Genomic DNA, 21,801 nt, shown 5'->3' on the forward strand with positions numbered 1-21,801 from the left:
GAAGCCTTCCTGCAAGCATTAGATACAAAAATGGCACGCGGGGCCAGAGGCTCCGCCGCGCGTCCTGTTTCCCGCATGGCCTGCCGCAAACACCGGATGCGCTGCAAAAGGCAGCCTGGTGGCACGTCCAGGGATCAGCAAGACCGGCAGAACGCTCCGCGCCCGAAGCCCAATGAACGGCACAGATCCCGGCAGATTCGGCGGCTCGCAACTTTGCAGCAGCAGCTTCCTGCGCATTCCGGATACTGCAGGCCGCCAGTTCAATGGCTCTGTATTCAATAAAAACGGCGGGCGCCCGGAGAGAGCGCCCGCCGCAGTATTCGGGAGATCAGCTCACAGCAGCCAGGTTTTCACCAGCGCGCCATCGTACATCATGCCGCCGCCCGGATCGTTCTCCCAGCCGCCGACCTGTTCGCTGACGCCATCGATGAAGTCGTTGAACATCGGGATGATGGCGCCGCCCTCGTCGCGCACCATAAGGCCCATCTCGCGGTAGAGCGCGGTGCGCTTGGCAGTGTCGAGCTCGCCCTTGGCCTGCAGCAGCAGCGCGTCGAAATCCTCCCTCTTGAACCGGGTGTCGTTCCAGTCGGCATCGGATTTGTAGGCGGTGGAGAACATCTGGTCCTGCACCGGGCGCCCTCCCCAGTAGGAGGCGCAGAAGGGGTCCTTGTTCCAGACCTCGGACCAGTAGCCGTCGCTGGGCACGCGCTCGATCTGCAGCGGGATGCCGGCCTTGGCCGCGCTTTGCTGAAACAGCGCGGCGGCATCCACTGCACCGGGGAAGGCGTTGTCGGACACTTTCAGGACAACCGGGCCGTCATGGCCGGACTTCTGATAGTAGTGGCGGGCCTGATCCGGGTCATAGCTGCGCTGTTCGATATCGCCGGAGAACAGCGGATAGGCGGCGTTGATCGGCATGTCGTTGCCCACGCTGCCATAGCCGCGCAGCACCTTGTCGACCATCTCCTGCCGGTCCACCGCAAGTTTCAGCGCCATCCGCAGGTCGTTGGAGGCAAAGGGCGCGGTGTCGCAATGCATGAGAAAGCAGTAGTGGCCGCGGCCCGAAATGCTCTCGATCCGCAGGCCGGGTGCGCGGCCCAGAAGATTGGCGATTTTTGGCGACACCCGGTTGATGAAATGCACCTGACCGCTTTGCAGTGCGGCGGTGCGGGCGGTGTCGTCGTTCAGCACCAGGATCTCGATCTCATCGGCGTGGCCGCGGTCCGCGTCCCAGTAGTTCGCGAATTTCTTGAAGGCATGGCGGGCGCCAGGCTCGTTGACCTCAACCGTGTAGGGGCCTGTGCCAATGCCCGCAGCGGGCGCATCCATACCGCCACCCGGCTGCACCACCAGGTGATAATCCGCCATCAGATAGGGCAGGTCGGCGTTCGGCGTTTCCAGGGTGACGCTGAAGTAATCGCCATCCGCCTTCATCGACTCGATGCCGCGCATGATGCCCAGGGCGCCGGACTGGCTGTCCTCGTTGGAGTGGCGCTGCATGGTCTTCAGCACGTCCTCCGGTGTCAGTGTCTTGCCGTTGTGGAACTCCACCCCTTGGCGGATCTTGAATGTCCAGGTCTTGGCGTCGGCGCTGGCCTCAACCGTTTCCGCCAGGCGCGGCACGATTTCGCCCTGCGGGCTGACTTCGACCAAAAGATCGCCATAGGCGGTCAGCACGTTGTTGGCGACCGAACTGGCTGCCAGGGCCGGGTCCAGGCTGTCGGTGCTGGCGCCGCCCTGCAGGCCGGACCGGATCAGCCCGCCTTTCTTCGGGCCTTCGGCCCGAGCGGCAGAGGCCAGCAGGCTGTTGGCGCTGGCGGCGGCAACCCCCAGCGCGCCGAGGCGGCCGATGAATTCGCGGCGGGTCATGAAGCCTTTGACCGCCCGTTCCACGTAGTGGCTGATGATGTCGGACATATTGTTTCCCTGCTGGCTGCACCACGCCCCGGACAGGGCAATACAGCCTGTTGCTGTTCAAACGCCCCGTCTGGGGCAGGCCAGGATGTGGTGGCAGAAAATGGTTTTGCCCGCTACGTCCATTTTGGTTAAATGATGCAAACCAATTTAGGAGGCCGCCGGTGCCGGAGCAGACCAAGCATTTTGCCCCGCTGCCGTTTTTGCAGCTGGACCGCACATCGGCCACGCCGCTTTATCTGCAACTGGTCCAGCAGTTGCGGCGGATGATCCGGGACGGCGGCATCAAACCCGGACAGAAACTGCCGTCGACCCGCTGGCTGAAAGAGCATCACGGCATTGCCCGCAGCACCCTGGTTGCTGCTTTCGAACAGCTGGCCAGTGAAGGTTACCTGCAAAGCCGCACCGGGTCCGGCACTTTCGTGAACCCGGAATTTCCCGGCCTGCATCCCGGCAGCGGTATTGCTGCGGAAGCGCCGCAACCGCCGCGGCTGTCGCAGCGCGGCAGGGCGGCTGCGGAGGGGCTGGATCCCTCCTATTTCGATCCGGTCCGGGTGCGCCCGTTCCTCGCTAATATTCCGGCCATCGACCTGTTTCCGCACAAGGTCTGGGGCCGCATCGAAAACCGCATCCGCAACCGGCTGGACAGCAGCATGATGGCCTATGGCCAGCCAGGCGGCTATGGGCCGCTGCGCGAGGCGATCTGCGACCATGTGCTGAACCGGCGCGGCCTGAAATGCAGCCCCGCTCAGGTGATTGTCACCAACGGCTCGCAGCAGTCCTTGAACCTGATTGCCGCGCTGCTGCTCGACCCCGGCGGCAGGGTGCTGATGGAGGATCCCTCCAGCCCGGTGGTGCGGCTGAGCTTTCAGGCCCAAGGCGGAACCGTCGTGCCGGTCCGGGTAACGGAAACCGGCGCCGCAGTTCCGCAGGACGGCCCGCAGACCGATGGCGCGCGGCTGGCCTATCTGACCCCCTCCTGCCAGTACCCGCTGGGTGCGGTGATGCCGATTGCGCAGCGGCTGGAGTGGATGGACTGGGCCCGCCGCAAGGATGCCTGGCTGATCGAGGACGATCTGGACAATGAGTTCATGTTCGGCGGCCGGCCCGATCCGGCGATCTATTGCGACGACCATCAGGGCCGCACGATCTATGTCTCCAGCTTCAACAACGCGCTGTTCCCGTCGCTGCGGCTGGGATTCATCATCGCGCCCCCGGCGCTGGCCCGGCCGCTGATGGCGCTGAGCGCGATCACCGACCGCGGCCCCAATACCTGGCTGCAGGCGGTGCTGGCAGAGTTCATCAGCCAGGGCCACCTGAGCACCCACATGCGCCGCATGCACAGCGCCTATGTCCGCCGCCGCAGGGCGATGATCAGCAGTTTTGACCGCATCGCCAGCCCGCATGTGTCGCTGCGCCAGAACACCAGCGGCCTGCGGGTGATTGCCGATCTGCCGCCGGGCACCCGGGACATGGATGTTCTGGACAGGCTGGACGCAGCCGGGCTGTCTGCCTATGCGCTGTCCTATTACTGCATGCAGCGGCAGGACTTGAACGGGCTGCTGCTTGGGTTCGGCTGCACCCACGAAGATGGCATTCCTGCAGCCGTTGAGAAACTTTGCTCCCTGTTTGATCCGGGGGATTGATGACGCGATCCTTCCGCATGAATGGAAGGCGGCGCTATCCTGATCCTCACGGAAAGCAGATCACCCGTCGAGGCCGGGCATGCCCCAGGTCTCTGCCATACTGCGCCAGTCCAGATACAGCAAAGGCGCCCGCTGGGCGCCTTTCATGCAGTTCCTGGCGGGAACGGGTGAATGATTTACAGCCTCAGTGGGTCCAGGGGCTGCGGCGGTTGGTGGCGAAATTGTCGCCGTAGCCGCCCGGGCGGATATTGGCCTTGCGCTCCTTCGGCTCGACAACAACCGCGTCGATGCCATGATCCTCGGCGTATTCCACCGCGGCTTCCTTGCTGTCGAACCGCAGTTTCACCTGCGCCTGGGTATCAGCGGAGGACGTCCAGCCCATCAGCGGGTCCACTTCACGGGCCGAGGCAGGCGCAAACTCCAGCACCCATTTCCGCGTCTTGGCCATGCCGGATGTCATGGCGTTGCGTGCCGGCCGGTAAATCCGCGCTTGCATGGGCTGTCTCCCGCTCCTGAGTCTCAAATCCAGCGCTTTTATGCGCCGGATGCGGGCCTGCGGCAAGGTGGCATTTTGAACAGGGTTATCCGGGCTTTGCAGCGCTGCCACAGGCCTACCGCGCAAGCATCCCCAGATACGATTGCCGCGCGGCCAGAAACGCCATCAGCCGCGCCGGGTAGCCCTCTGGCGGCGCCTCGCTCACCGACGGCCGGGCCGCAATCGCCGCACGCCAGTCCGCCATCCGGCCCTGTGCCGGCATCAGCCCAAAGTCCCCAATCGCATCGAAGGTATCAAAGTAACGGAAAATGGTGCCCCAGACCCCGTCCACCATGTGGAAACTGTCCCCGGCAAAATACGGCCCCGCCACCTCCGGCGCGATCCGCTCCAGCCGTTCGCGCAGGGTCTCCGCCGCCTCAGCAAACGCCGCCTCATCCGGTGCATTATAGAGCTTCCCGATGGCCGCCAGCGTGTCCGAGCCGTATTCAATCCAAGCCCGGTGCCGCGCCCGCTCCAGTGCGTCGGCAGGATGCAAGGAGCCGGGTGTCGTCTCATCCAGATATTCCGCAATCACCTGGCTTTCAAACAGCACCCTCCCGCCGGTCTCCAGCAGCGGCACCCGGCCGGTCGGCGACAGCGCCCGGAACCAGTCCGGTTTGCCTGCCAGGTCGATATAGGTGCGCCGGTGCGGAATGGATTTCTCGCTCAGCACAATCACCGCCCGCTGCACATAAGGGCACAGGTGGTGGCTGATCAGATGCAGGTCGCTCATGGGCTTCTCCAGTTATATGCAGTTGCATGTATATCAGATGGGCAGACACTCTTGAATGTCAATGCATCTGCATCTAAATTCCCGCCATGACGACATCCGCCCCCGATCCCTTTGCCGTCTGGCTGCCGCTGGCACGCGCGCACAAGACCATCCTCACCGCGGTGGAGACCGCATTGAAGCAGGCGGGCCTGCCCGGCCTCGACTGGTACGATCTGCTGTGGGAGCTGGAATGCGCAGGCGATGCGGGCCTGCGCCCCTATGAGCTGCAGGAAAAGCTGCTGCTGCCGCAATACGGCGTCTCACGGCTGGCGGAGCGGCTGGCCAAGGCTGGATATCTCACCCGGCAGGACTGCAGCGGCGATGGCCGCGGCCAGGTGCTGCTGATCACCGCCGAAGGCGCCGAAACCCGCGCGCAGATGTGGGCGGTTTACTCGGACACCATGCAGCAGGCCGTTACCCCGCATTTCAGCCCGGGCGAGGCGCGGCGGCTGTCAGAGCTGCTCGGAAAGCTCCTGCGCCCCGTGCCTGCTGACAAAATCTGACACCATATCCCGGATTGCGGCCTCCGCCCCCTTGCACAGGAACAAAAACAGACCAAAATCGGCGCCGTTCTAAGGAGTCGCCTGATGCCCTACGCCCATTCCGACAAAACCATGCCGATGATGACTCAGCGCGCGCCGCAGCAGCGGCCCAAGCTGGAGGGCGGCAAGCGGTTTGTCATGAACACCACTTTCGACCCCGCAGGCGACCAGCCCACCGCGATCAAGGAACTGTCCGAGGGCGTGCTGGACGGCGAGCGCAACCAGGTGCTGTTGGGCGCCACCGGCACCGGCAAGACCTTCACCATGGCCAAGGTGATCGAGGAAACCCAGCGCCCGGCCATCATCCTTGCCCCCAACAAGACGCTGGCGGCGCAATTGTACGGCGAATTCAAGGGCTTCTTCCCGGAGAACTCGGTCGAATACTTCGTCTCCTTCTACGACTACTACCAGCCGGAGGCCTATGTCCCGCGCTCTGACACCTATATTGAGAAGGAAAGCCAGATCAACGAGCAGATCGACCGGATGCGCCACTCGGCTACCCGTGCCCTCTTGGAACGCGACGACGTGATCATCATCGCGTCTGTCAGCTGCATCTACGGCATCGGCTCGGTCGAAACCTACTCCGCCATGACCCAGGACCTGAAAGCAGGCGAGATGTACGACCAGCGCCAGATCATGGGTGATCTGGTCGCCCAGCAGTACAAGCGCAACGACCAGGCCTTCCAGCGCGGCTCCTTCCGGGTGCGAGGCGACACTCTGGAAATCTTCCCCGCCCACCTGGAGGACCGCGCCTGGAAGCTCTCCTTCTTCGGCGAGGAGCTGGAGCAGATCACTGAGTTTGACCCGCTCACCGGCGAAAAGACCGGCACCTTCGACCAGATCCGCGTCTATGCGAACTCCCACTATGTGACGCCCAAGCCGACCCTCAACCAGGCCATCATCTCCATCAAGCAGGAGCTGAAGATGCGGCTGGCCCAGCTGGAGGGCGACGGCAAACTCTTGGAAGCGCAGCGGCTGGAACAGCGCTGCAACTTCGACCTCGAAATGCTGGAGGCCACCGGCCACTGCAACGGCATCGAGAACTACTCCCGCTACCTTACGGGCCGCGCCCCGGGCGAGCCGCCCCCGACCCTGTTCGAATTCATCCCCGACAACGCCATCGTCTTTGCCGACGAAAGCCACGTCTCCGTCCCGCAGATCGGCGGCATGTACAAGGGCGACCACCGGCGCAAGTTCACCTTGGCGGAACACGGCTTCCGCCTGCCGTCGTGCATGGACAACCGCCCGCTGAAGTTCGAGGAATGGGACGCCATGCGCCCGCAGTCGGTTTTTGTCTCCGCCACCCCGGCGGCCTGGGAGATTGAGCAATCCGGCGGCGTCTTTGCCGAACAGGTGATCCGTCCCACCGGCCTCCTGGACCCGGAGGTCGAAATCCGCCCCGTGGACATGCAGGTGGACGATCTGCTGGACGAGGTGCGCAAAGTCACCGCAAACGGCTTCCGCACCCTGGTCACCACGCTGACCAAACGCATGGCCGAGGACCTGACCGAATACCTGCATGAACAGGGTATCAAGGTCCGCTACATGCACTCCGACATCGACACGCTGGAACGGATCGAGATCCTGCGCGACCTGCGCCTCGGCGCTTTTGACGTGCTCATTGGCATCAACCTCCTGCGCGAGGGGCTGGATATTCCCGAATGCGGCCTCGTCGCCATTCTGGACGCTGACAAGGAAGGCTTCCTGCGCTCCGAGACCTCGCTGATCCAGACCATCGGCCGCGCCGCGCGGAACGCCGACGGCCGCGTCATCATGTATGCCGACAAGATCACCGGCTCGATGGAGCGCGCCCTGGGCGAGACCAACCGCCGCCGCGAAAAGCAGATCGCCTACAACCTCGAGCACGGCATCACGCCGGAAACCGTCAAGAAAAACGTCGAGGATGTGCTGGCCGGTCTTTACGAGGGCGATGTGGACATGAACCGCGTCACCGCCCAGATTGATAAACCGATGCACGGCGCCAACCTGGAGGCGCATCTGAACGGCCTGCGCGACCAGATGCGCAAGGCAGCCGAGAACCTGGAGTTCGAAGAAGCCGCCCGCCTGCGCGACGAGGTCAAACGGCTGGAGGCGGTCGACCTCGCCATCTCCGACGACCCGCTGGCGCGGCAATCGGCGGTGGAGGCGGCGTCCGAGGCCGCCGTCAAATCGCGGGGGCGGTCAACCGCGGGCAAGGCCGGGACGCGGGCGTACCGGGGCAAGTCGCAGAAGAAGTTTTCGTGAGGTTGGCCGAACACCCATCAGCTTTAACCCTCCATTAAACTTTGTTACTTGCTTGTTTAAAGGCAGTTCGCTCGACACACCCGACCGCAACATCCGTTGAACCCTGGTATTCTACTGGTAGACACCAGAAAGGTTCATTGAAATGCTAACGCAAGATTCTTCAACTTGGAAACAGCTTAATGCCCGACCGTTCAGGGAAACTCACCCCAGACGACAAGTCCAAAATCGTATCATGGTTAGACAACCGTGGGGCAAATCACAGCTGCCCTGTATGCCAGCAAAACAACTGGTCGGTAGGGGATCACCTGCTGCACAACATGGCATTCAGTGGGGGGAACTTGGTCGTAGGCGGGCCAGTTTACCCCACAGTATTTCTCGTTTGTCTCAATTGCGCATACATGCGGCAATTCGCAGCGGTTCCAATGGGTGTCGTAACCGACCAACCCGAAGAAAAAAAATAGCCAGCCATGTCTTCAAAAATCAACATCGGCCAGCCTACATCGCCTGCACCAGCTATAAGGACTACGCTGCCAGATCATATTCTTCGGCACAGTATCTCTGATGAGGAGTTGGAGATGCTGTGTGAAACGCGAACCGATATGGTTTTGGAGATTCTCCTAATTGCTGTGGGCGCCGTCATAGGTACAATTCCCGCGGCCATCGCAACTATCTACAAGTACTTTACGGCAACGCCCGAAGCCGTTCACAAGCTGCAGTTCGGTGACTTTTTGCAGGTCTTGATTTTCGCTTCCGGTCTTTCTGTTTCGATTTGTGTCGGGCTTGTATACCGGCGACGAGCAAAAAGGTCCCAATCGCTGCAGGAGCAGATCAGGAGCAGAACAAGCACGTAAGGTAAAGCCCGAGCTCCCGCCGATTTCCAGTGCAATCTGATCCGTACGTCTAATTCCTAACATTTTGGCGTTGGACCTGTGTAAGCGGGTCGGGCGCGATGCTCAGCTCCATCGCACACTCACTTCCGCAAAACCACCGAAAACCCATTAACCATATATAAATAAACAAGGTTTCGCAGCGAAACCCCTTTTCATTTACACCCGCGTCGCACCGCCGCGCCCCCGCCCCAAGCCACAAAAAACCCCTCCGGAAACTCCGGAGGGGGACCACTCGTCACCACACAGCCTAAATCAGTTGTCGGCGGCGGTCTCGGTGCCGGCATCTTCCGGCGGGGTCACCTCGATGCCGGGCACGGTGATCTCGGCGTCCTTCATCTCCACGTCGACATCCGGCACCTTCACGGTGGCGGTTTCCCCGGTCAGCTCGACCGATCCGACCTCGGCATCGAATTCCGGCAGGTTGCCGCCCTCGACGCTCACATCCACATCCGGCAGGCGGGCCTCTTCAGTCTGGTCGACGTCGATCATGTAGAACGCGGCGGCAATGGCGATAACGGCGGCCACTCCGATGGCAACGGCAGATCCGGTCTTCATGGGTTTTCCCTCTCGATTACCTGGCACCACAACGGTGCGTCGCAGGGATAACGGCCCGGGGGCGCAAAGGGTTCCCAAGAGATTTCCGCCGGTTCCGCCCCAGCCATGCCGCCCCCCTTGCCCGACTCACCCCATCGGGCGCAGACTGTCAGGCACCAGAAACCTGCGCGCCCCGGCTTGCCGCTTGCCGCGCCCGGATCTGATGCCGCCGCCCGATCAGTGAGCCAGCAGGCTCCCGCGGCGCCCATGACCTGCGCCACCAGCGGCCGGGGTCCCGCCCCAGACAGGAGGACCCTTCGATGATTGCCTCACGCCTGAAACATCATCTGGAAGCACAGGGCCTGCCCTTTGCCACCGTCCGCCACCCCTATACCGCCACCGCGTCCGAATGCGCCGAAGCCGCCCATGTGCCGGGCGGCCATCTGGCCAAATCGGTGCTCATTCACATGGAGGAAGGCCCCTTCCTGGCGGTGATCCCCTCTGACCAAAAGGTCGATCTGCACAAGCTGCAGTCGATGGTCGACCGCCGCCTGGGCCTGGCGCCGGAAATTGAACTGGATCAGGTCTTTGACGATTGCGACCCGGGCGCGGCGCCTTGCGTCGGTGCCGCTTATATGGTGCCCACGGTGATCGACGACAGCCTCACCGGGCTGGACAAGGTCTGGTTCGAGGCCGGAGATCACAAGACGCTGGTGGAGATGAAGGGCGCCGATTTCGACACCCTGATGAAGGACGCCAAACACGGCTCCTTCTGCACAGTGCACTGATTGGGCACGAACCGGGCACTGACACCCCGGCCCGCCGCCCCAAGCAACGGGGCGGCCCGGCTGGCGGCGGTCAGAAGTCGAACAGATCTTCCAGGAAGTTCTTCGATTTCTTCTTGAAGGACTTCTTTTCGTACTTCTTGTCATACTTCCGGCCATCTTCCCGGCCGTACTCCCGGCTGCGGTCGTCATAGCGCTGCGGCTGCGGCACTGGCTGAACGGGCTGGGCAGAGCGTTCGATGATCTTGTCCAATTCGCCCCGGTCCAGCCACACCCCGCGGCAGCGCGGGCAATAGTCGATCTCGACCCCGGCGCGGTCGGACATGACAAGTTCGGTTCCGTCAATCGGGCACTGCATTCGCGTCTCCTTGCACAACTCCAGCCTTTCACGTGGGAACCGCTCAGCCGCGGCGCAAGACAACAGGGGCGTAAAAACCCGCAATTTGCGGCTTTCCGCCCGTTTCCAGATAGCTGACGCATGGTAAGCTGCCCCAAACCACGGAGGCTTACATGAGCAGCAAAACCATCCTCGCCGGGCTATTGGCCCTGATCCTCTCCTGCGTGCCGGCCTTGGCGGACGGCGGCGGCGGCGGCGGCAGCCGGGACGGGATGGACAGCGGCGGCGGCCAGCGCAGCGGCCTCAGTTCCAAGGCCACCCAGGCAGTTGTGAAAACCCTGACCAGCGGCTTTGAGCGCTGCGGCACCCTGCCACAGGTCTACAAATTCGACTGCTACCGCCACACCTACAAGCTGGCAGCGCAGCGGCTGAACGGCAATCAGGCCTATGCCGAGGCCTACAAGGCGCTGGTGCTGGTCGAGGAAACCCTGACCACAGCCGTCAAGCAGAATCTGGACCCGGCCCAGAAGCCCAAGCGCAAGGGTCTGAACCTCTACCGCGCGGTCAAGCCGGCGGCGGTGCCGCAGATCAAGCGGCAGGCGGAGTCGGCGATGAAAAAGGCCGAAACCATCCTGCTGCGCTCGCCTTCGAACAAGCAGGAACACTACACCCGCATCGCCCAGGCGGTGAACTCGAACAAGGTGCTCTTGCGCTCTGCCCTGCTGCCCGGCGGCATGATCCGGCTGGCCTGGAGCCTGCTGAAAACCGCGGTTCCGGCTTAAGGCATACGCGCCTCAGCGCACCACATGCACGGCACAGGCTGCGTGGCGCACCACGTGGCCTGAGGTCGATCCCCAGATCAGGTCCTGCATCGCCGGACGGTGCGAGGCGAGGATGATCAGGTCAGGCTGGTTCTGCTCTGCATAGTCCAGGATGGTGCGGCCGGAGTGGCCCTCCACCAGCACGCCTTCGGCATCGGGCAGGGTCTTGGCCAGCCCGTCCAGTTCCGCCTGCAGCGCGGTGCGGGTGTCCTCCATGAAATCCGCCGGGATGTAGGAAATCGCATAGGCCGGCACCTGTTCGATCACGTGCAGCAGCGTCACCTTGGCCCCCGGCGCCGACAGCAGCCGCGCCACCTTGAGCGGCCCGGTCACGTCGCGCTCCGGGTCAAATGAGATCGGCACCAGAATATTGTGATACATGTCTGTTCTCCCTTCTTTGCCAGTCTACACCCTTTTTCCGCCCGGCGCGTTGACCATGATCATCCGCGGCGTGCAGAGCGCAGGCTTGTCCGCAACGCCCCAGACCGCATAAGGTTCCAGTCATGGGCCCGCCCGGCGGTGCGCTGAGATAGTCTTTGAAAGGGACCCTGATGATCTTGAAATCCCTCTCCACCGGTTGTCTGGCCGTGGCCCTGGCCCTGCCCGCAGGCGCCAGCCCGTCAGTACCGCAGGGCAGCTACACCATCGCGATGTCGGACAGCGTCACCGCCAAGGCGGTCAAGGTGCTGACCAGCGGCAACGGCACCTGCCGCCAGTTGCCCTCCGCCTATCAGATCGACTGCTACCGGCAGTTCTACCGCCGCGCCGCAGCGGAGCTGAGCCGCTACCCGGACTACAAGGACGGACGCAAGGCGCTGAAGATGGTGGAGAGCACCCTGAACGCGGCGCTGAAGCAGTACCGGGACAGATCGGCGGCGCCTTTGCGCAGCGGCGGCCAGACGTTCAAGGCGATCAAGCCGGAGGGTTTGAGCCCGGCGGCCGAAGCCTTCCGGCGCGCCCGGGCTGATGCGGTGACCATCCTGCTGCGTTCCCAGGGGCCGATCAAGGTGCACTACGAGCGCATCGCCGCGGTGGTGGATTCGGCCAAGGTCATCATCCGCTCCGGGCTGATGACCCTGCGCCGGTTTATCTAGGGTCAGGCAGCCCGCCGCCTGACCCGGGCCGGGGCCTCAGGCCCCGAACACTTCGGCGACGTCATACATCACCGGCTCGAAGCTGCGGCACAGCTCGTTGATCTTGCGGTTGCGCTCGCGCATCTCCGGGCTGCGCAGCATCGCCATGAAATCCTCGCGGCGGCGCCATTGCGAGTAGTTGGCGATCCGGGTCTGCGCATCGTTCACATGCAGGCCGGCCGCAATGAAGCCCGGCTGCTTGGAAATGAAGTCGGCATAGGCGTCCTCAAGCGCCTCCAGCAGGTCCTGGCATGTCCCCGGCGTCATCTCGAATGTGGTGATAACGGTCTGGATGTCCGCGGTTTTTGCTATTTTCGGCATTGGCTCCTCCGTTGACTTGGGTCCAGCCTACGCCCGATCACGCGGAAAGCGCACGACATTTTTTACGGAACACCCCAGGGCGGCGACCATTGCGGTTAATACAACCTTAACCATAACACCAAACCCTTGAGGAACTCGTGATGAGGCCCAGGGATGAGAACTGCCTATGCCGCCTGTCTTGCCGTGCTGCTGGCCCCGCCGGCGGCTGGCGGCGCTTGGCTGGAGGTGCCGGGCAAAGGGTTCGCTTCGGCCAGTGCCACTTACCGCGAGACCAGCCGCGGCGCGCAGCAGGAACTGAGCTATTACGGCGCCTACGGGATCACGCCGAAGCTGACGCTGGGGGTGGACCTGAACCAGACCGGCGATCTGTCCGGCCACGCGCTGGTCTTTGCCCGGCTGCCGCTGCGCGAGGGGGAGCGCTACCGCTTGGCGGCAGAGGCGGCCTTTGGCGGCAACCATTATCGCGGCCAGTGGCAAATGATGCAGAAGACCACCCTGTCTTACGGGCGCGGGTTCCAAACCGGCAAAACCAGCGGCTGGCTGGCCGTTGATGCCGCCTATGAGCTGCGCAACAGCGGATTGGATGCAATCTGGAAGCTGGACGCCACCCTGGGCCTGAACCGCCCTGGCAAACCTGCACCGATGCTGCAGATTGAGACCTACAAGCCGGAAGGCGCCCAGTTTTCCTATACGCTGACGCCATCGCTGCGCTATCCGCTGCCTGCCGGGCGCGAGCTGATCCTGGGGTTGGAGCACCGCAGCGCGGGCGGCGGCAGTCTTGGCCTGAAGCTGGGGCTGTGGCAGAAATTCTGAACCCTTTCCCAGGACAGAAAGCGCGATATGGCCGATGTGATCCGCCCCACCGATAATGAAGCCCGCGCACTGGCGCGCGGCCTGATGGAAACCGCCCGCTTTGCTGCGCTTGGCGTGCTGCTGGAGGGTGGCCAGCCGCTGGTGACGCGGGTGGCCTTCGGGCTGGACCCGGACGGATGCCCGGTCAGCCTGGTCTCGGACCTGGCGCAGCACACAGGGGCGCTGCGCCAGCACCCGGCCTGTTCGCTGCTGGTGGGGGAGCCGGGCGCCAAGGGGGATGCGCTGACCCATCCGCGCCTCAGCCTGCTGGCAGAGGCGGCGTTTGTGCCGCGCAGCGATCCCGCGCATGAGGTGCTGGCGGAAGCCTATCTGCACCATCAGCCCAAGGCCAAGCTTTACCTGCAGTTTGCCGATTTCAGCTTTGTCCGCTTTCGTGTCACGGCGGCGCATCTGAACGGCGGCTTCGGCAAGGCCTTCCGCCTTGCCGCTGCTGATCTGCTGCCCGGCCGCTGACATCAGCTGTCCATCCGCATCAGCACCTGCACCTCGCCCTTGACCGCCTCCTGCCAGCGCAGGCGGATTTCGTCGTTGTTCGATCCCTGCAGCACGTCGGCATAGGGCGCGAGGTAACGGATGCTGTTGCCGCTGGTGCGCAGCGCCCCCTGCGCCACCACGCTGTCGACAAAGCGCGCATAGCCCCGGAACGGCAGCTCCCCGTCTGAATCCACGGTCCAAGAGGAGGACGCCGAGGACTGGTCATGCAGCACCCGCAGCGGATTGGCGGAATGAGCGGTGACATTGTGGTACATGTTGCCGGTGACCACCACGTTCTTGGACCGGCTGAAGTCGAGATCGGCAAAGCTGGTGTCGACCCGTTCCGCCCGGTCGATGCTGCCATTGGTGGAACGGAACTTGTTGCCGGTGATCGAGACGCCGTTGAGGAAGTTGCCGCTGCCGTAGGGTTTCACCACGATGTAGCTGAACCAGGGCGCGACATCGCCGGACAGGAACACATTGGCGTTGATCGACAGCGCGCTGAAGGAGAAGCCGCCGGTGTAGTCCGGGGTTGGGTCGCGTTCGTTGGTCCATTCGATGAAGCAGTTGTCGACATAGTTGTCGGACACGGTGGAGGTGCAGTTGTTGGAGGTCAGCACCAGCCCCGCGGTGCGCACCCCGTTCGGCACGCTATCGCCCTGAAAGAAATGGTTGCCGGTCACCGTGTTGTTGCTGCCGCCCAGGATCGCGAAGTGGCGGAAGCGGGTGGCACGGTTGCTGCGCAGCTTGGCGTCGTTGTTGTTGACGTTGAGCCCGATACTGACCCGCTGCGACACATCCAACGGGTCCTCGTCCGACAGGAACTGGCAGTTGTCGACCAGGATGCCCTGGCAGCCGGTGCCGATGGAAGTGATGCCGCGGTCCTTGGGGCGGGAGATGAAGCAGCTGTCGATCGAGGTGACGGATCCGGCGGGCGACAGCCGCAGGGCGCTGCAGCGGCCGTTGCACTGGAACTCGATATCCTGCAGCCCGAACTTGCTGAGCGAGCTGAAGCCGCTGAAATCCACCAGGTACTTGAAGTCGCGGAAGGTGAAATTCTGGGTCCCCTCAGCATCATAAAGCGCCCCGCTGAGGGTCAGCTCGCCGGCCCCGGTGTTCTTGGATTTCACATAGATCTCGCGGCCCACACCCGCGCCCTCAACCAGCGATCCGACGGCGATGTTGGCGATATTGGACACATTGGTCAGCTTCTTGGAATCCGACGCGCTGTAGGTCGCCTGCGAGGTCACAACATCCGTGTCCCAGGCGGAACTGCTGGCGGCCTCCAGCTGGCCGTTGCGGATGACGCGGCGGGTTGCATAGGAGGATTTGTTCGGCACCGCCGCCGCCATGTCGATGGGGCCGGTGACGGTGATCTTGCGGCCCATCAGGTCGAGCGATTCATGGTCGGAGTTGTTGATTAGAGCCTGAAATGCCTTCTTGAAGCCCAGCTCCTCATCCCCGAAGGCGGCGGCATAGGCCGGGAAGTTGTAGTTCTTGGTCAGCAGAAGCATGGCACTGGCCGGCATCTCAACCGTGCCTTCGAACACCGCTTGGTGGTTCAGCGACACCGTGCTGCCAAGGTAGTATTCGCCCGCAGGCACCAGGATACGGCGGCCGTCTGCGGCGGCATCTGCGGCCTCGAACGCAGCCGCGCAGTCAAAGCTGCCGTTGCCGATGGCGCCGTAATCGGTCACGTCCACCACGTTCAGCATATCGCGCAGGAAGGCGCTGGTGATGTCGGTGATCTCGATATCATCAATCCGCACCACGCCGCCGTTGGCGCCGGTGAGGTCGAGGCCGAAGTGCCCGTAAGCCGCATTGCGGCCCCACGGCATATCCACGCCGCCGCGGCTGCCGCTGCCGACGATGCCGGTCACCTCCACCACCTCGCCATAAGTGCTGAGCGCGACCTGCGGAGCGGTTTCTGAAACGCCGCTGATGTGGCTGCCATTGCTTTGCGCCGCCCAGCCGGCCACGCGGACCGAGGGCAGCGCGCCGCTGACGGCTTTGATTCTCACTTTGATCTGCAGATAGCAGCCCGGCTCCAGAGGTGTCTGGCCCATGAAGCGCAGCTTCTGGGTGTTTTCGGTCTTCTGCATTTCCAGGCAGCCGCCGAAATCGCCGTCCGCCGCCACAAAAACCGCATTGGCGGCGCCGTCATAGGTGTCAGAGCCGGGGGTGCCGTCGCCGCTGGACCAGACATTCAGACCTTCCGCAAAGGCGGGGGGCATCAGCTGCAGACCTTCGGTGATTGCCTTGTTCATGGAAGCTTCCTTTCCTGCTGCGCATGTCGCGTTCGGGGAAAAGGAAGTACAGAAAGGGCGTTAAATTCCGCCAAGCGGTGCGTACGCTGCCCTGGGTTCAGACGCTGTCAGCCTGCCCTTTCAGCAGGTGTACCGCATTGATTTTCCATCCGCTTTCCAGATTAACCATTTGGTAATCCAAGAGGTGCACGGCGCCGCTTTGATCGGTGATCATCACCCGCTGCCACAGGCTGCCGGCCACCTCGCGCAGATCCAGATAGCGCACCTCAGCCGGGCGCCAGACCATCGGATAGCCCTGCTGCACCATCTCGCCAAACCGCTCTGGCGTGCCGAAAATCCGCCGGATATTCGGGGAGGCGTAGGTGAACGCCGTCTCTGCATCATTGTTCAGGAAGGCCGCAAACTGAGAGCCGATCACCGATGTGACCGGCTCTTTCTGAGCTATTGCCGGAAAGGACAGAAGAAAAAAACTTACCCCCGCAAACAGAACACTGCGCATCTGTCCCTCCCGGTCCGTTCCCTTAAGTTAGACCAGAGTGACGCAGCGTCAAAACATTTTTTGCGATTTGGTAATTTTCTTGCGCAGGGGAAGGCCGCAGGCGCGCTGTGCGCCGCATCGCTGAAACGAAAAGGGCGCGGAAAACCGCGCCCTGTCTCATTGTCCCTGAATGCAGGCTCAGGCCAGTTCGCCTGCCAGCGCCTTTTCGATCAGGGCGATGGTATCCTCGACGCCGTAAAGCGCGATGAAACCGCCGAAACGCGGGCCCTGGGACGCACCCAGCAGCACCTCGTAGATCGCCGAGAACCAGGCGCGCAGCGGTTCGAACCCGTGGATCTTGCCGATGGCAAAGACCACCGATTGCAGGAATTCCTCATCCGCGAAGTTGGCCTCGGGCAGCGGGTCGTCGTTGCCTGCGATCTCGTTCTTCTTGGCAATCGCAGCCAGTGCGGCCTCCGGTGATTTCAGCGCGTCTGCCAGATCGCTGAGTGCTGCGCGCTCCTGATCGGTGGGCAGGCGGAATTCCTTCGCGGGTTTCACGAAGTCATTGAAATAGGCGACCGCAAAGCCCGCCGCCTGATCCATGCCCGGATGGGTGTCCGGGGTGGCGTTGGGGGCGTATTTGTTGATGAAGCCCCACATGGTTTCCTTGTCCTCGGCGCTGGAGGCGGAGGCCAGGTTCAGCAGCATCGAGAACGGCACCACCATGTCGGACTGCGGAACGTCGCCGCCGTGGATATGCCACACCGGGTTGTTCAGCTGCGCCTTCAGGTCCTGTGTGTGGTAGGCGCGCAGCTGCTGGTGGTATTCGTCCACCGCCTTGGGGATCACGTCGAAATGCATCCGCTTGGCGGTCTTGGGCTTCTGGTACATGAAATACGCCAGGCTTTCGGTCGAGGCATAGGTCAGCCATTCGTCGATCGAGATGCCGTTGCCGGAGGATTTGGAGATCTTCTGGCCGTTGGCATCGAGGAACAGCTCATAGGTGAAATGCTCCGGCGCGCGCTGGCCCAGCACCCGGCAGATGCCGTCGTAGATCGGCGTGTTGGTGGAATGGTCCTTGCCGTACATCTCGAAATCGACTTCCAGCGCGGCCCAGCGGGCGCCGAAGTCCGGCTTCCACTGCAGTTTCACGTTGCCGCCAGTCACCGGCAGGGTCCATTCCTTGCCGTCCTCGTCGTCGAAAGTGATGGTGTAGGTCTCGGCGCAGACCTTCTTCATCGGCACGTAAAGAACGCGGCCGGTGTCCGGGTGGATCGGCAGGAAGATCGAATAGGTCTGGCGGCGCTCCTCACGCAGGGACTTCAGCATGATCGCCATGATGTCGTCGTACTTCTCGACGGCGCGCTTCAGGATCTCGTCGAACTGGCCGGAGCCATAGAATTCGGTGGCCGAATAGAACTCATATTCGAACCCGAAGGTATCGAGGAAGCGGCGCAGCATGGCGTTGTTGTGGTGGCCAAAGCTCTCATGCGTGCCGAACGGGTCCGGCACCGAGGTGAGCGGCTTTTGCAGGTGCTCTGCCAGCGCCTCCTGGTTGGGGACGTTGCCCGGCACCTTGCGCATGCCATCGAGGTCATCGGAAAAGCAGATCAGCTTGGCCGGGATATCCGAGATGGTCTCAAACGCCTTCTTGATCATGGTGGTGCGGGCGACCTCGCCGAAGGTGCCGATATGCGGCAGGCCTGACGGGCCATAGCCGGTTTCGAACAGCACATAGCCCTTTTCCGGCGCGCCCTTGGCATAACGTTTGAGAACCCGGCGGGCTTCTTCAAACGGCCAGGCTTTGCTCTTCAGAGCTTCTTCGCGCACATCAGACATTTGTGTTCTCCATCGGCGGCAGTTCTGTCAGCTATCGGGGTGCCGCGTGATCATCCCGGATGCCCCATGCATCCGGCCCTTCCCTCTATTGTGCCTGTGCAGCATGAGTCAATAATGGCAGCCCTGCCGGTGCGGGGATTTGCGGGCCGCAGCCGCGCAAAAATTGCCGCAGCGCGCGGTCTGCCGTTGAACCCGGCTGCGGGCATACCTATCCTGATTGCATCGCAATATTTCCAGACAAGGAATTCGTCCATGACAGAGCAAACCCCGCACCCGATGTCCCCGCAGGACTGCCTGGTGGCGCTGATGGTGGCGGTATCTGCCTCGGACGAGAACATCCGCACCGCCGAACTGGTCAAGATCCAGTCGGCAGTGAACATGCTGCCGGTGTTTGCCGACTATGACATCGACCGGGTGGCCCGCATTTCCCGCACCGTGTTCGACCTGTTTGAGCAGGAGGACGGGCTGGAGGCGCTGTTCGGCCTGATCCGCGGCGACCTGCCGGAGCGGCTGTTTGAAACGGCTTACGCGCTGTCCTGCGATGTGGCGGCAGCCGACGGGGTGCTGGGCGAGACCGAATTGGAGTTCCTGGCAGAGGTCCGCTACGAGCTGAACATCGACCGGCTGCACGCCGCCGCAATCGAGCGCGGCGCACGGGCGCGGCACATGGTCTGACGCCAGAAGTTGACGCAGCTTCCCTTGCTGCCCGCGCATGGCGGGGTTGCACAACGCAGACTTGCAGAAAATTTGACCGACTCCCATTTCGCGCTAGTTCGACGCGTGTTGGGAATCGGTTCATGGTCAGGTGGCAAAGAGACATAGGTGAAATCCGCAGGCTTCTGCTTGAGATTGAGGGCGGCAGAGAGGCGTTCTGCGCCCTGCCGCGCTCTTCTGCCGAAGCAATGATGCTGCCCGCGGAGGAGTGCCTGCCCGACGCCGAGGCCCGCAAGCTGTCCTATCACCTGAGCCTCTTGGAAAGCGCCGGGCTGGCGCAGTTCAGCCGGCTGTCGAACGGCAACTGGCATGTGCGCGGCCTGACCTGGAGCGGCCATGAACTGCTGGACAATATCCGCCGCGAGGACATCTGGACCGCGGTCCAGGCGCTCCACCGGCAGATGGGCGGCTTCAGCATGGAGATCCTCAGCGATCTGGCCAGGGACATGATGCGCCGTGAGGCCGGCGTGCTGGAAACTTCCGGCACCTGAGCAGTGCTTCCGGGGACCCGGCCGGCGCTCACCCCGCGCCGGCCGTACTTTTTTTCACCGGTACAGAGCAGAGTTCAGGTAGCGCAGGCCGGTGTCGATCACCACGGTGACCACCCGCTTGCCTGGCCCCAGTTCGCGCGCCCGCTGCAGCGCCGCCCAGATATTGGCGCCGGAGGTGATACCGCCCAGCAAGCCTTCCTGCTGCGCCAGCATGCGAGCCGCGGCAAAGGCGTCCTCGTCCCGGACCGGCACCACGTCGTCGATCAGGTCGCGGCGCAGGATCTTGGGCTGGAAGGACAGCCCGATCCCCTCCAGCTGATGGGTGCCGCTGGTGTCGCCGCCCGACAGGTTGCGCACGTAGTACGGCTCGATGGCGATGATGCGGGTTTCGGGGTTCACCTCCTTCAGCACCTCGGCATTGCCGGAGATGCAGCCGCCGCCGCCGGTTGCCATCACGAATTCATCCACCGCCCCGTCCAGCTGCGACAGGATCTCCCGCGCCATACCGTGATAGCCGCGCTTGTTGTCCATGTTGTTGACCTGATCGGTCCAGAAGACGCCGGGTTCCGCCGCCAGTTCCCTGGCCCGTGCGATGGTGCGGTCGATCACGCCGGCGGTCAGGATGCCGCCCTCGGCGTGGATGATCTCCACCTTGGCGCCATAGGCGCGCATGGTCTGCAGCTTTTCCTCCGAGAACGCATTGGAAGAGACGAAATGCGCCTGGTAGCCGCGGGTGGCGCAGACCATCGCCAGCGAGCTGCCGGTGCTGCCGCCGGTGTATTCCACCACCCTGCCGCCGGGTTCCAGATCGCCGCGCCGCTCCGCCCCTTCGATCATCGACAGCGCCATCCGGTCCTTCATGCTGCCGGTCGGGTTGGCGCCCTCCCATTTCACCCAGACCTCGGCCATGTCCGGGGTGGTCAGATGCTTCAATTGAACAAGCGGCGTGTTTCCGATGGCGTTCATGCGGCGGGTCTCCCTTGCTGCGCGACTCACTTTCAAAATTAAAGTGACTATGTGCCAGTGGCTTTCATTTTTAAAGTCTCTTAGTGTGAGAGGGCTAATACCCTCAGGAGACGCGCCGTGACCCAACCGCAGACCAAGTACCGCTCGCGCTGTTCGATTGCCCGCACGCTGGATGTGCTGGGGGACAAGTGGACGCTCTTGGTGGTGCGCGACCTGATGTGGCACGGCAAGCATACGTTTCAGGAGCTCCAGGCAAGCGAGGAGCATATCGCCGCCAACCTGCTGTCAGAGCGGCTGAAGCGGCTGATGGCGCTGGGGCTGGTGGCGCGGGAGGCCTATCAGGACCGGCCGGTGCGCTACCGCTATGCGCTGACGGAGGAGGGCCGTAGCCTGGAGGCGCTGCTGCTGCAGATCATGGGCTGGGGCCACGCGCATCTGGGCGGCGGATTGTATGACCCGCAAACCGGGCGGACAGTGGCGGAAGCGGATTAACCCCTGTGGGCCTCAATCAGCCTTTTTAGGCTCTGTTTCTGCTGCCCCTCAGCGTCGAAATTGCCAGGGTCGAGCCATTCAGCATAGGCCGCCTCCAGCCGCGGCCATTCGCTGTCCAGCACCGCATACCAGGCGGTGTCGCGGTTGCGGCCCTTGTAGACGACGGCCTGGCGGAACAGCCCCTCGTAAGTAAAGCCCAGCCGTTCCGCTGCCCGGCAGGAGGCAGCGTTCAGGGCGTCGCATTTCCATTCATAGCGGCGGTAGCCCAGGTCATTGAACACCCGCGCCATCATCAGGAACATCGCCTCCGTCGCGGCGGGGGTGCGCTGCAAGGCGGGCGCATAGGTGATGCCGCCAACCTCAATCACGCCATGCTCGGGCTTGATCCGCATGTAGCTGGCCACACCTTCAGCCCGGCCGCTGGCGGTGTTGACGATGGCGAAATAGGGCTGCGCGTCGACGCCGCTGGCACCCTGGATCCAGGCGCGCAGTTCGGTTTCGGTGCCAAACGGCCCCCAGGGGATATAGGTCCAGATCGCGCCGCTGGGGTCCTGGCTGAAGGCGGCAAACAGATCCGCTGTGTGGCGCGCGGCGTCCAGCGGCTCCACCCGGCAATAGCGGCCTGCCATACCGTCGTGGCCGGGCAGGCGCGCGCCCTGCCAGTCCGGCAGCGCAGCACCGATGGGCTGTCCGTGGTCATTGATACGCTCGGTCATGGTCTGGTCCTTTG

23 protein-coding genes are annotated in these 21,801 nt (G+C 63.1%); 11 read left to right on the top strand and 12 right to left on the bottom strand.

From position 1 onward, the window contains the following. Positions 1-333: 333 nt before the first annotated feature. Positions 334-1,917, bottom strand: coding sequence for an ABC transporter substrate-binding protein (locus tag GC1_RS17880; RefSeq protein ID WP_019296676.1), 1,584 nt, complete (start codon positions 1,915-1,917; stop codon positions 334-336). Positions 1,918-2,078: 161 nt separating this feature from the next. On the opposite strand from GC1_RS17880, the gene pdxR reads away from it, so the two are divergent. After that, complete coding sequence (gene pdxR, locus GC1_RS17885; protein ID WP_019296677.1) at positions 2,079-3,560, top strand: MocR-like pyridoxine biosynthesis transcription factor PdxR; 1,482 nt, start codon at positions 2,079-2,081, stop codon at positions 3,558-3,560. Positions 3,561-3,744: 184 nt separating this feature from the next. On the opposite strand, the gene GC1_RS17890 is transcribed toward pdxR, so the two are convergent. Continuing rightward, positions 3,745-4,056, bottom strand: a complete 312-nt coding sequence (locus tag GC1_RS17890; RefSeq protein WP_019296678.1) for an ETC complex I subunit — start codon at positions 4,054-4,056, stop codon at positions 3,745-3,747. A 115-nt stretch (positions 4,057-4,171) separates the two neighbouring features. Continuing rightward, entirely contained in the window at positions 4,172-4,828 is a 657-nt protein-coding gene (locus tag GC1_RS17895; protein ID WP_019296679.1) for a glutathione S-transferase family protein, read from the bottom strand. An 86-nt stretch (positions 4,829-4,914) separates the two neighbouring features. Between GC1_RS17895 and GC1_RS17900 the strand changes: the two genes are divergently transcribed. Together GC1_RS17900 and uvrB are read left to right on the top strand one after the other, a co-directional pair. After that, on the top strand, positions 4,915-5,370 hold the full coding sequence (locus tag GC1_RS17900; protein ID WP_019296680.1) for a MarR family winged helix-turn-helix transcriptional regulator: 456 nt from the start codon (positions 4,915-4,917) through the stop codon (positions 5,368-5,370). Between the two features lie 84 nt (positions 5,371-5,454). Then, entirely contained in the window at positions 5,455-7,653 is a 2,199-nt protein-coding gene (uvrB, locus tag GC1_RS17905) for an excinuclease ABC subunit UvrB (RefSeq protein WP_019296681.1), read from the top strand. A gap of 1,142 nt (positions 7,654-8,795) precedes the next feature. Here the strand turns inward: uvrB and GC1_RS17915 are convergent. Further along, positions 8,796-9,098 (bottom strand): hypothetical protein, encoded by a 303-nt coding sequence (locus tag GC1_RS17915; RefSeq protein ID WP_019296683.1) that lies wholly within the window; start codon positions 9,096-9,098, stop codon positions 8,796-8,798. 299 nt (positions 9,099-9,397) lie between these two features. Between GC1_RS17915 and GC1_RS17920 the strand changes: the two genes are divergently transcribed. Next, complete coding sequence (locus GC1_RS17920; RefSeq protein ID WP_019296684.1) at positions 9,398-9,865, top strand: aminoacyl-tRNA deacylase; 468 nt, start codon at positions 9,398-9,400, stop codon at positions 9,863-9,865. Between the two features lie 70 nt (positions 9,866-9,935). Here the strand turns inward: GC1_RS17920 and GC1_RS17925 are convergent, their stop codons facing one another. Next, positions 9,936-10,220: a TFIIB-type zinc ribbon-containing protein gene (locus tag GC1_RS17925; RefSeq protein ID WP_019296685.1), complete on the bottom strand. Its 285-nt coding sequence runs from the start codon at positions 10,218-10,220 to the stop codon at positions 9,936-9,938. Positions 10,221-10,372: 152 nt separating this feature from the next. On the opposite strand from GC1_RS17925, the gene GC1_RS17930 reads away from it, so the two are divergent. Next, complete coding sequence (locus GC1_RS17930; RefSeq protein ID WP_019296686.1) at positions 10,373-10,981, top strand: hypothetical protein; 609 nt, start codon at positions 10,373-10,375, stop codon at positions 10,979-10,981. A 12-nt stretch (positions 10,982-10,993) separates the two neighbouring features. Here the strand turns inward: GC1_RS17930 and GC1_RS17935 are convergent, their stop codons facing one another. Further along, positions 10,994-11,401, bottom strand: coding sequence for a universal stress protein (locus GC1_RS17935; protein WP_019296687.1), 408 nt, complete (start codon positions 11,399-11,401; stop codon positions 10,994-10,996). 170 nt (positions 11,402-11,571) lie between these two features. Between GC1_RS17935 and GC1_RS17940 the strand changes: the two genes are divergently transcribed. Next, positions 11,572-12,114 (top strand): hypothetical protein, encoded by a 543-nt coding sequence (locus tag GC1_RS17940; RefSeq protein ID WP_019296688.1) that lies wholly within the window; start codon positions 11,572-11,574, stop codon positions 12,112-12,114. Positions 12,115-12,150: 36 nt separating this feature from the next. Here the strand turns inward: GC1_RS17940 and GC1_RS17945 are convergent, their stop codons facing one another. Then, complete coding sequence (locus GC1_RS17945; protein ID WP_019296689.1) at positions 12,151-12,474, bottom strand: antibiotic biosynthesis monooxygenase family protein; 324 nt, start codon at positions 12,472-12,474, stop codon at positions 12,151-12,153. 153 nt (positions 12,475-12,627) lie between these two features. On the opposite strand from GC1_RS17945, the gene GC1_RS17950 reads away from it, so the two are divergent. Together GC1_RS17950 and GC1_RS17955 are read left to right on the top strand one after the other, a co-directional pair. Beyond that, complete coding sequence (locus GC1_RS17950; RefSeq protein WP_019296690.1) at positions 12,628-13,287, top strand: hypothetical protein; 660 nt, start codon at positions 12,628-12,630, stop codon at positions 13,285-13,287. A gap of 27 nt (positions 13,288-13,314) precedes the next feature. Continuing rightward, complete coding sequence (locus tag GC1_RS17955) at positions 13,315-13,800, top strand: HugZ family pyridoxamine 5'-phosphate oxidase (protein WP_019296691.1); 486 nt, start codon at positions 13,315-13,317, stop codon at positions 13,798-13,800. A 2-nt stretch (positions 13,801-13,802) separates the two neighbouring features. Here the strand turns inward: GC1_RS17955 and GC1_RS17960 are convergent, their stop codons facing one another. The 3 genes from GC1_RS17960 to GC1_RS17970 form a co-directional block, all read right to left on the bottom strand. After that, complete coding sequence (locus GC1_RS17960) at positions 13,803-16,088, bottom strand: hypothetical protein (RefSeq protein ID WP_019296692.1); 2,286 nt, start codon at positions 16,086-16,088, stop codon at positions 13,803-13,805. Positions 16,089-16,185: 97 nt separating this feature from the next. Next, complete coding sequence (locus GC1_RS17965) at positions 16,186-16,587, bottom strand: DUF4864 domain-containing protein (RefSeq protein WP_019296693.1); 402 nt, start codon at positions 16,585-16,587, stop codon at positions 16,186-16,188. 177 nt (positions 16,588-16,764) lie between these two features. After that, on the bottom strand, positions 16,765-18,408 hold the full coding sequence (locus GC1_RS17970) for a lysine--tRNA ligase (RefSeq protein ID WP_019296694.1): 1,644 nt from the start codon (positions 18,406-18,408) through the stop codon (positions 16,765-16,767). Between the two features lie 252 nt (positions 18,409-18,660). On the opposite strand from GC1_RS17970, the gene GC1_RS17975 reads away from it, so the two are divergent. Both GC1_RS17975 and GC1_RS17980 read left to right on the top strand, forming a co-directional pair. Further along, positions 18,661-19,083 carry a tellurite resistance TerB family protein gene (locus GC1_RS17975; protein WP_029204852.1) on the top strand — a complete coding sequence of 141 codons (423 nt, stop codon included), beginning with the start codon at positions 18,661-18,663 and terminating at the stop codon, positions 19,081-19,083. A gap of 122 nt (positions 19,084-19,205) precedes the next feature. Beyond that, entirely contained in the window at positions 19,206-19,613 is a 408-nt protein-coding gene (locus GC1_RS17980) for a DUF2513 domain-containing protein (RefSeq protein WP_082020155.1), read from the top strand. Positions 19,614-19,667: 54 nt separating this feature from the next. Here the strand turns inward: GC1_RS17980 and GC1_RS17985 are convergent, their stop codons facing one another. Then, positions 19,668-20,579 carry a PLP-dependent cysteine synthase family protein gene (locus tag GC1_RS17985; RefSeq protein ID WP_019296697.1) on the bottom strand — a complete coding sequence of 304 codons (912 nt, stop codon included), beginning with the start codon at positions 20,577-20,579 and terminating at the stop codon, positions 19,668-19,670. Between the two features lie 117 nt (positions 20,580-20,696). Here GC1_RS17985 and GC1_RS17990 point away from each other — a divergent pair, with 117 nt between their 5' ends. Then, positions 20,697-21,071 (top strand): winged helix-turn-helix transcriptional regulator, encoded by a 375-nt coding sequence (locus tag GC1_RS17990; RefSeq protein WP_019296698.1) that lies wholly within the window; start codon positions 20,697-20,699, stop codon positions 21,069-21,071. On the opposite strand, the gene GC1_RS17995 is transcribed toward GC1_RS17990, so the two are convergent. Then, entirely contained in the window at positions 21,068-21,787 is a 720-nt protein-coding gene (locus GC1_RS17995; RefSeq protein ID WP_019296699.1) for a GNAT family N-acetyltransferase, read from the bottom strand. The two genes, GC1_RS17990 and GC1_RS17995, sit on opposite strands and share 4 nt — an antisense overlap. Between the last annotated feature and the right edge of the window lie 14 nt (positions 21,788-21,801).

Source organism: Leisingera sp. ANG1, from assembly GCF_000203975.2.
Taxonomy (GTDB): Bacteria; Pseudomonadota; Alphaproteobacteria; order Rhodobacterales; family Rhodobacteraceae; genus Leisingera.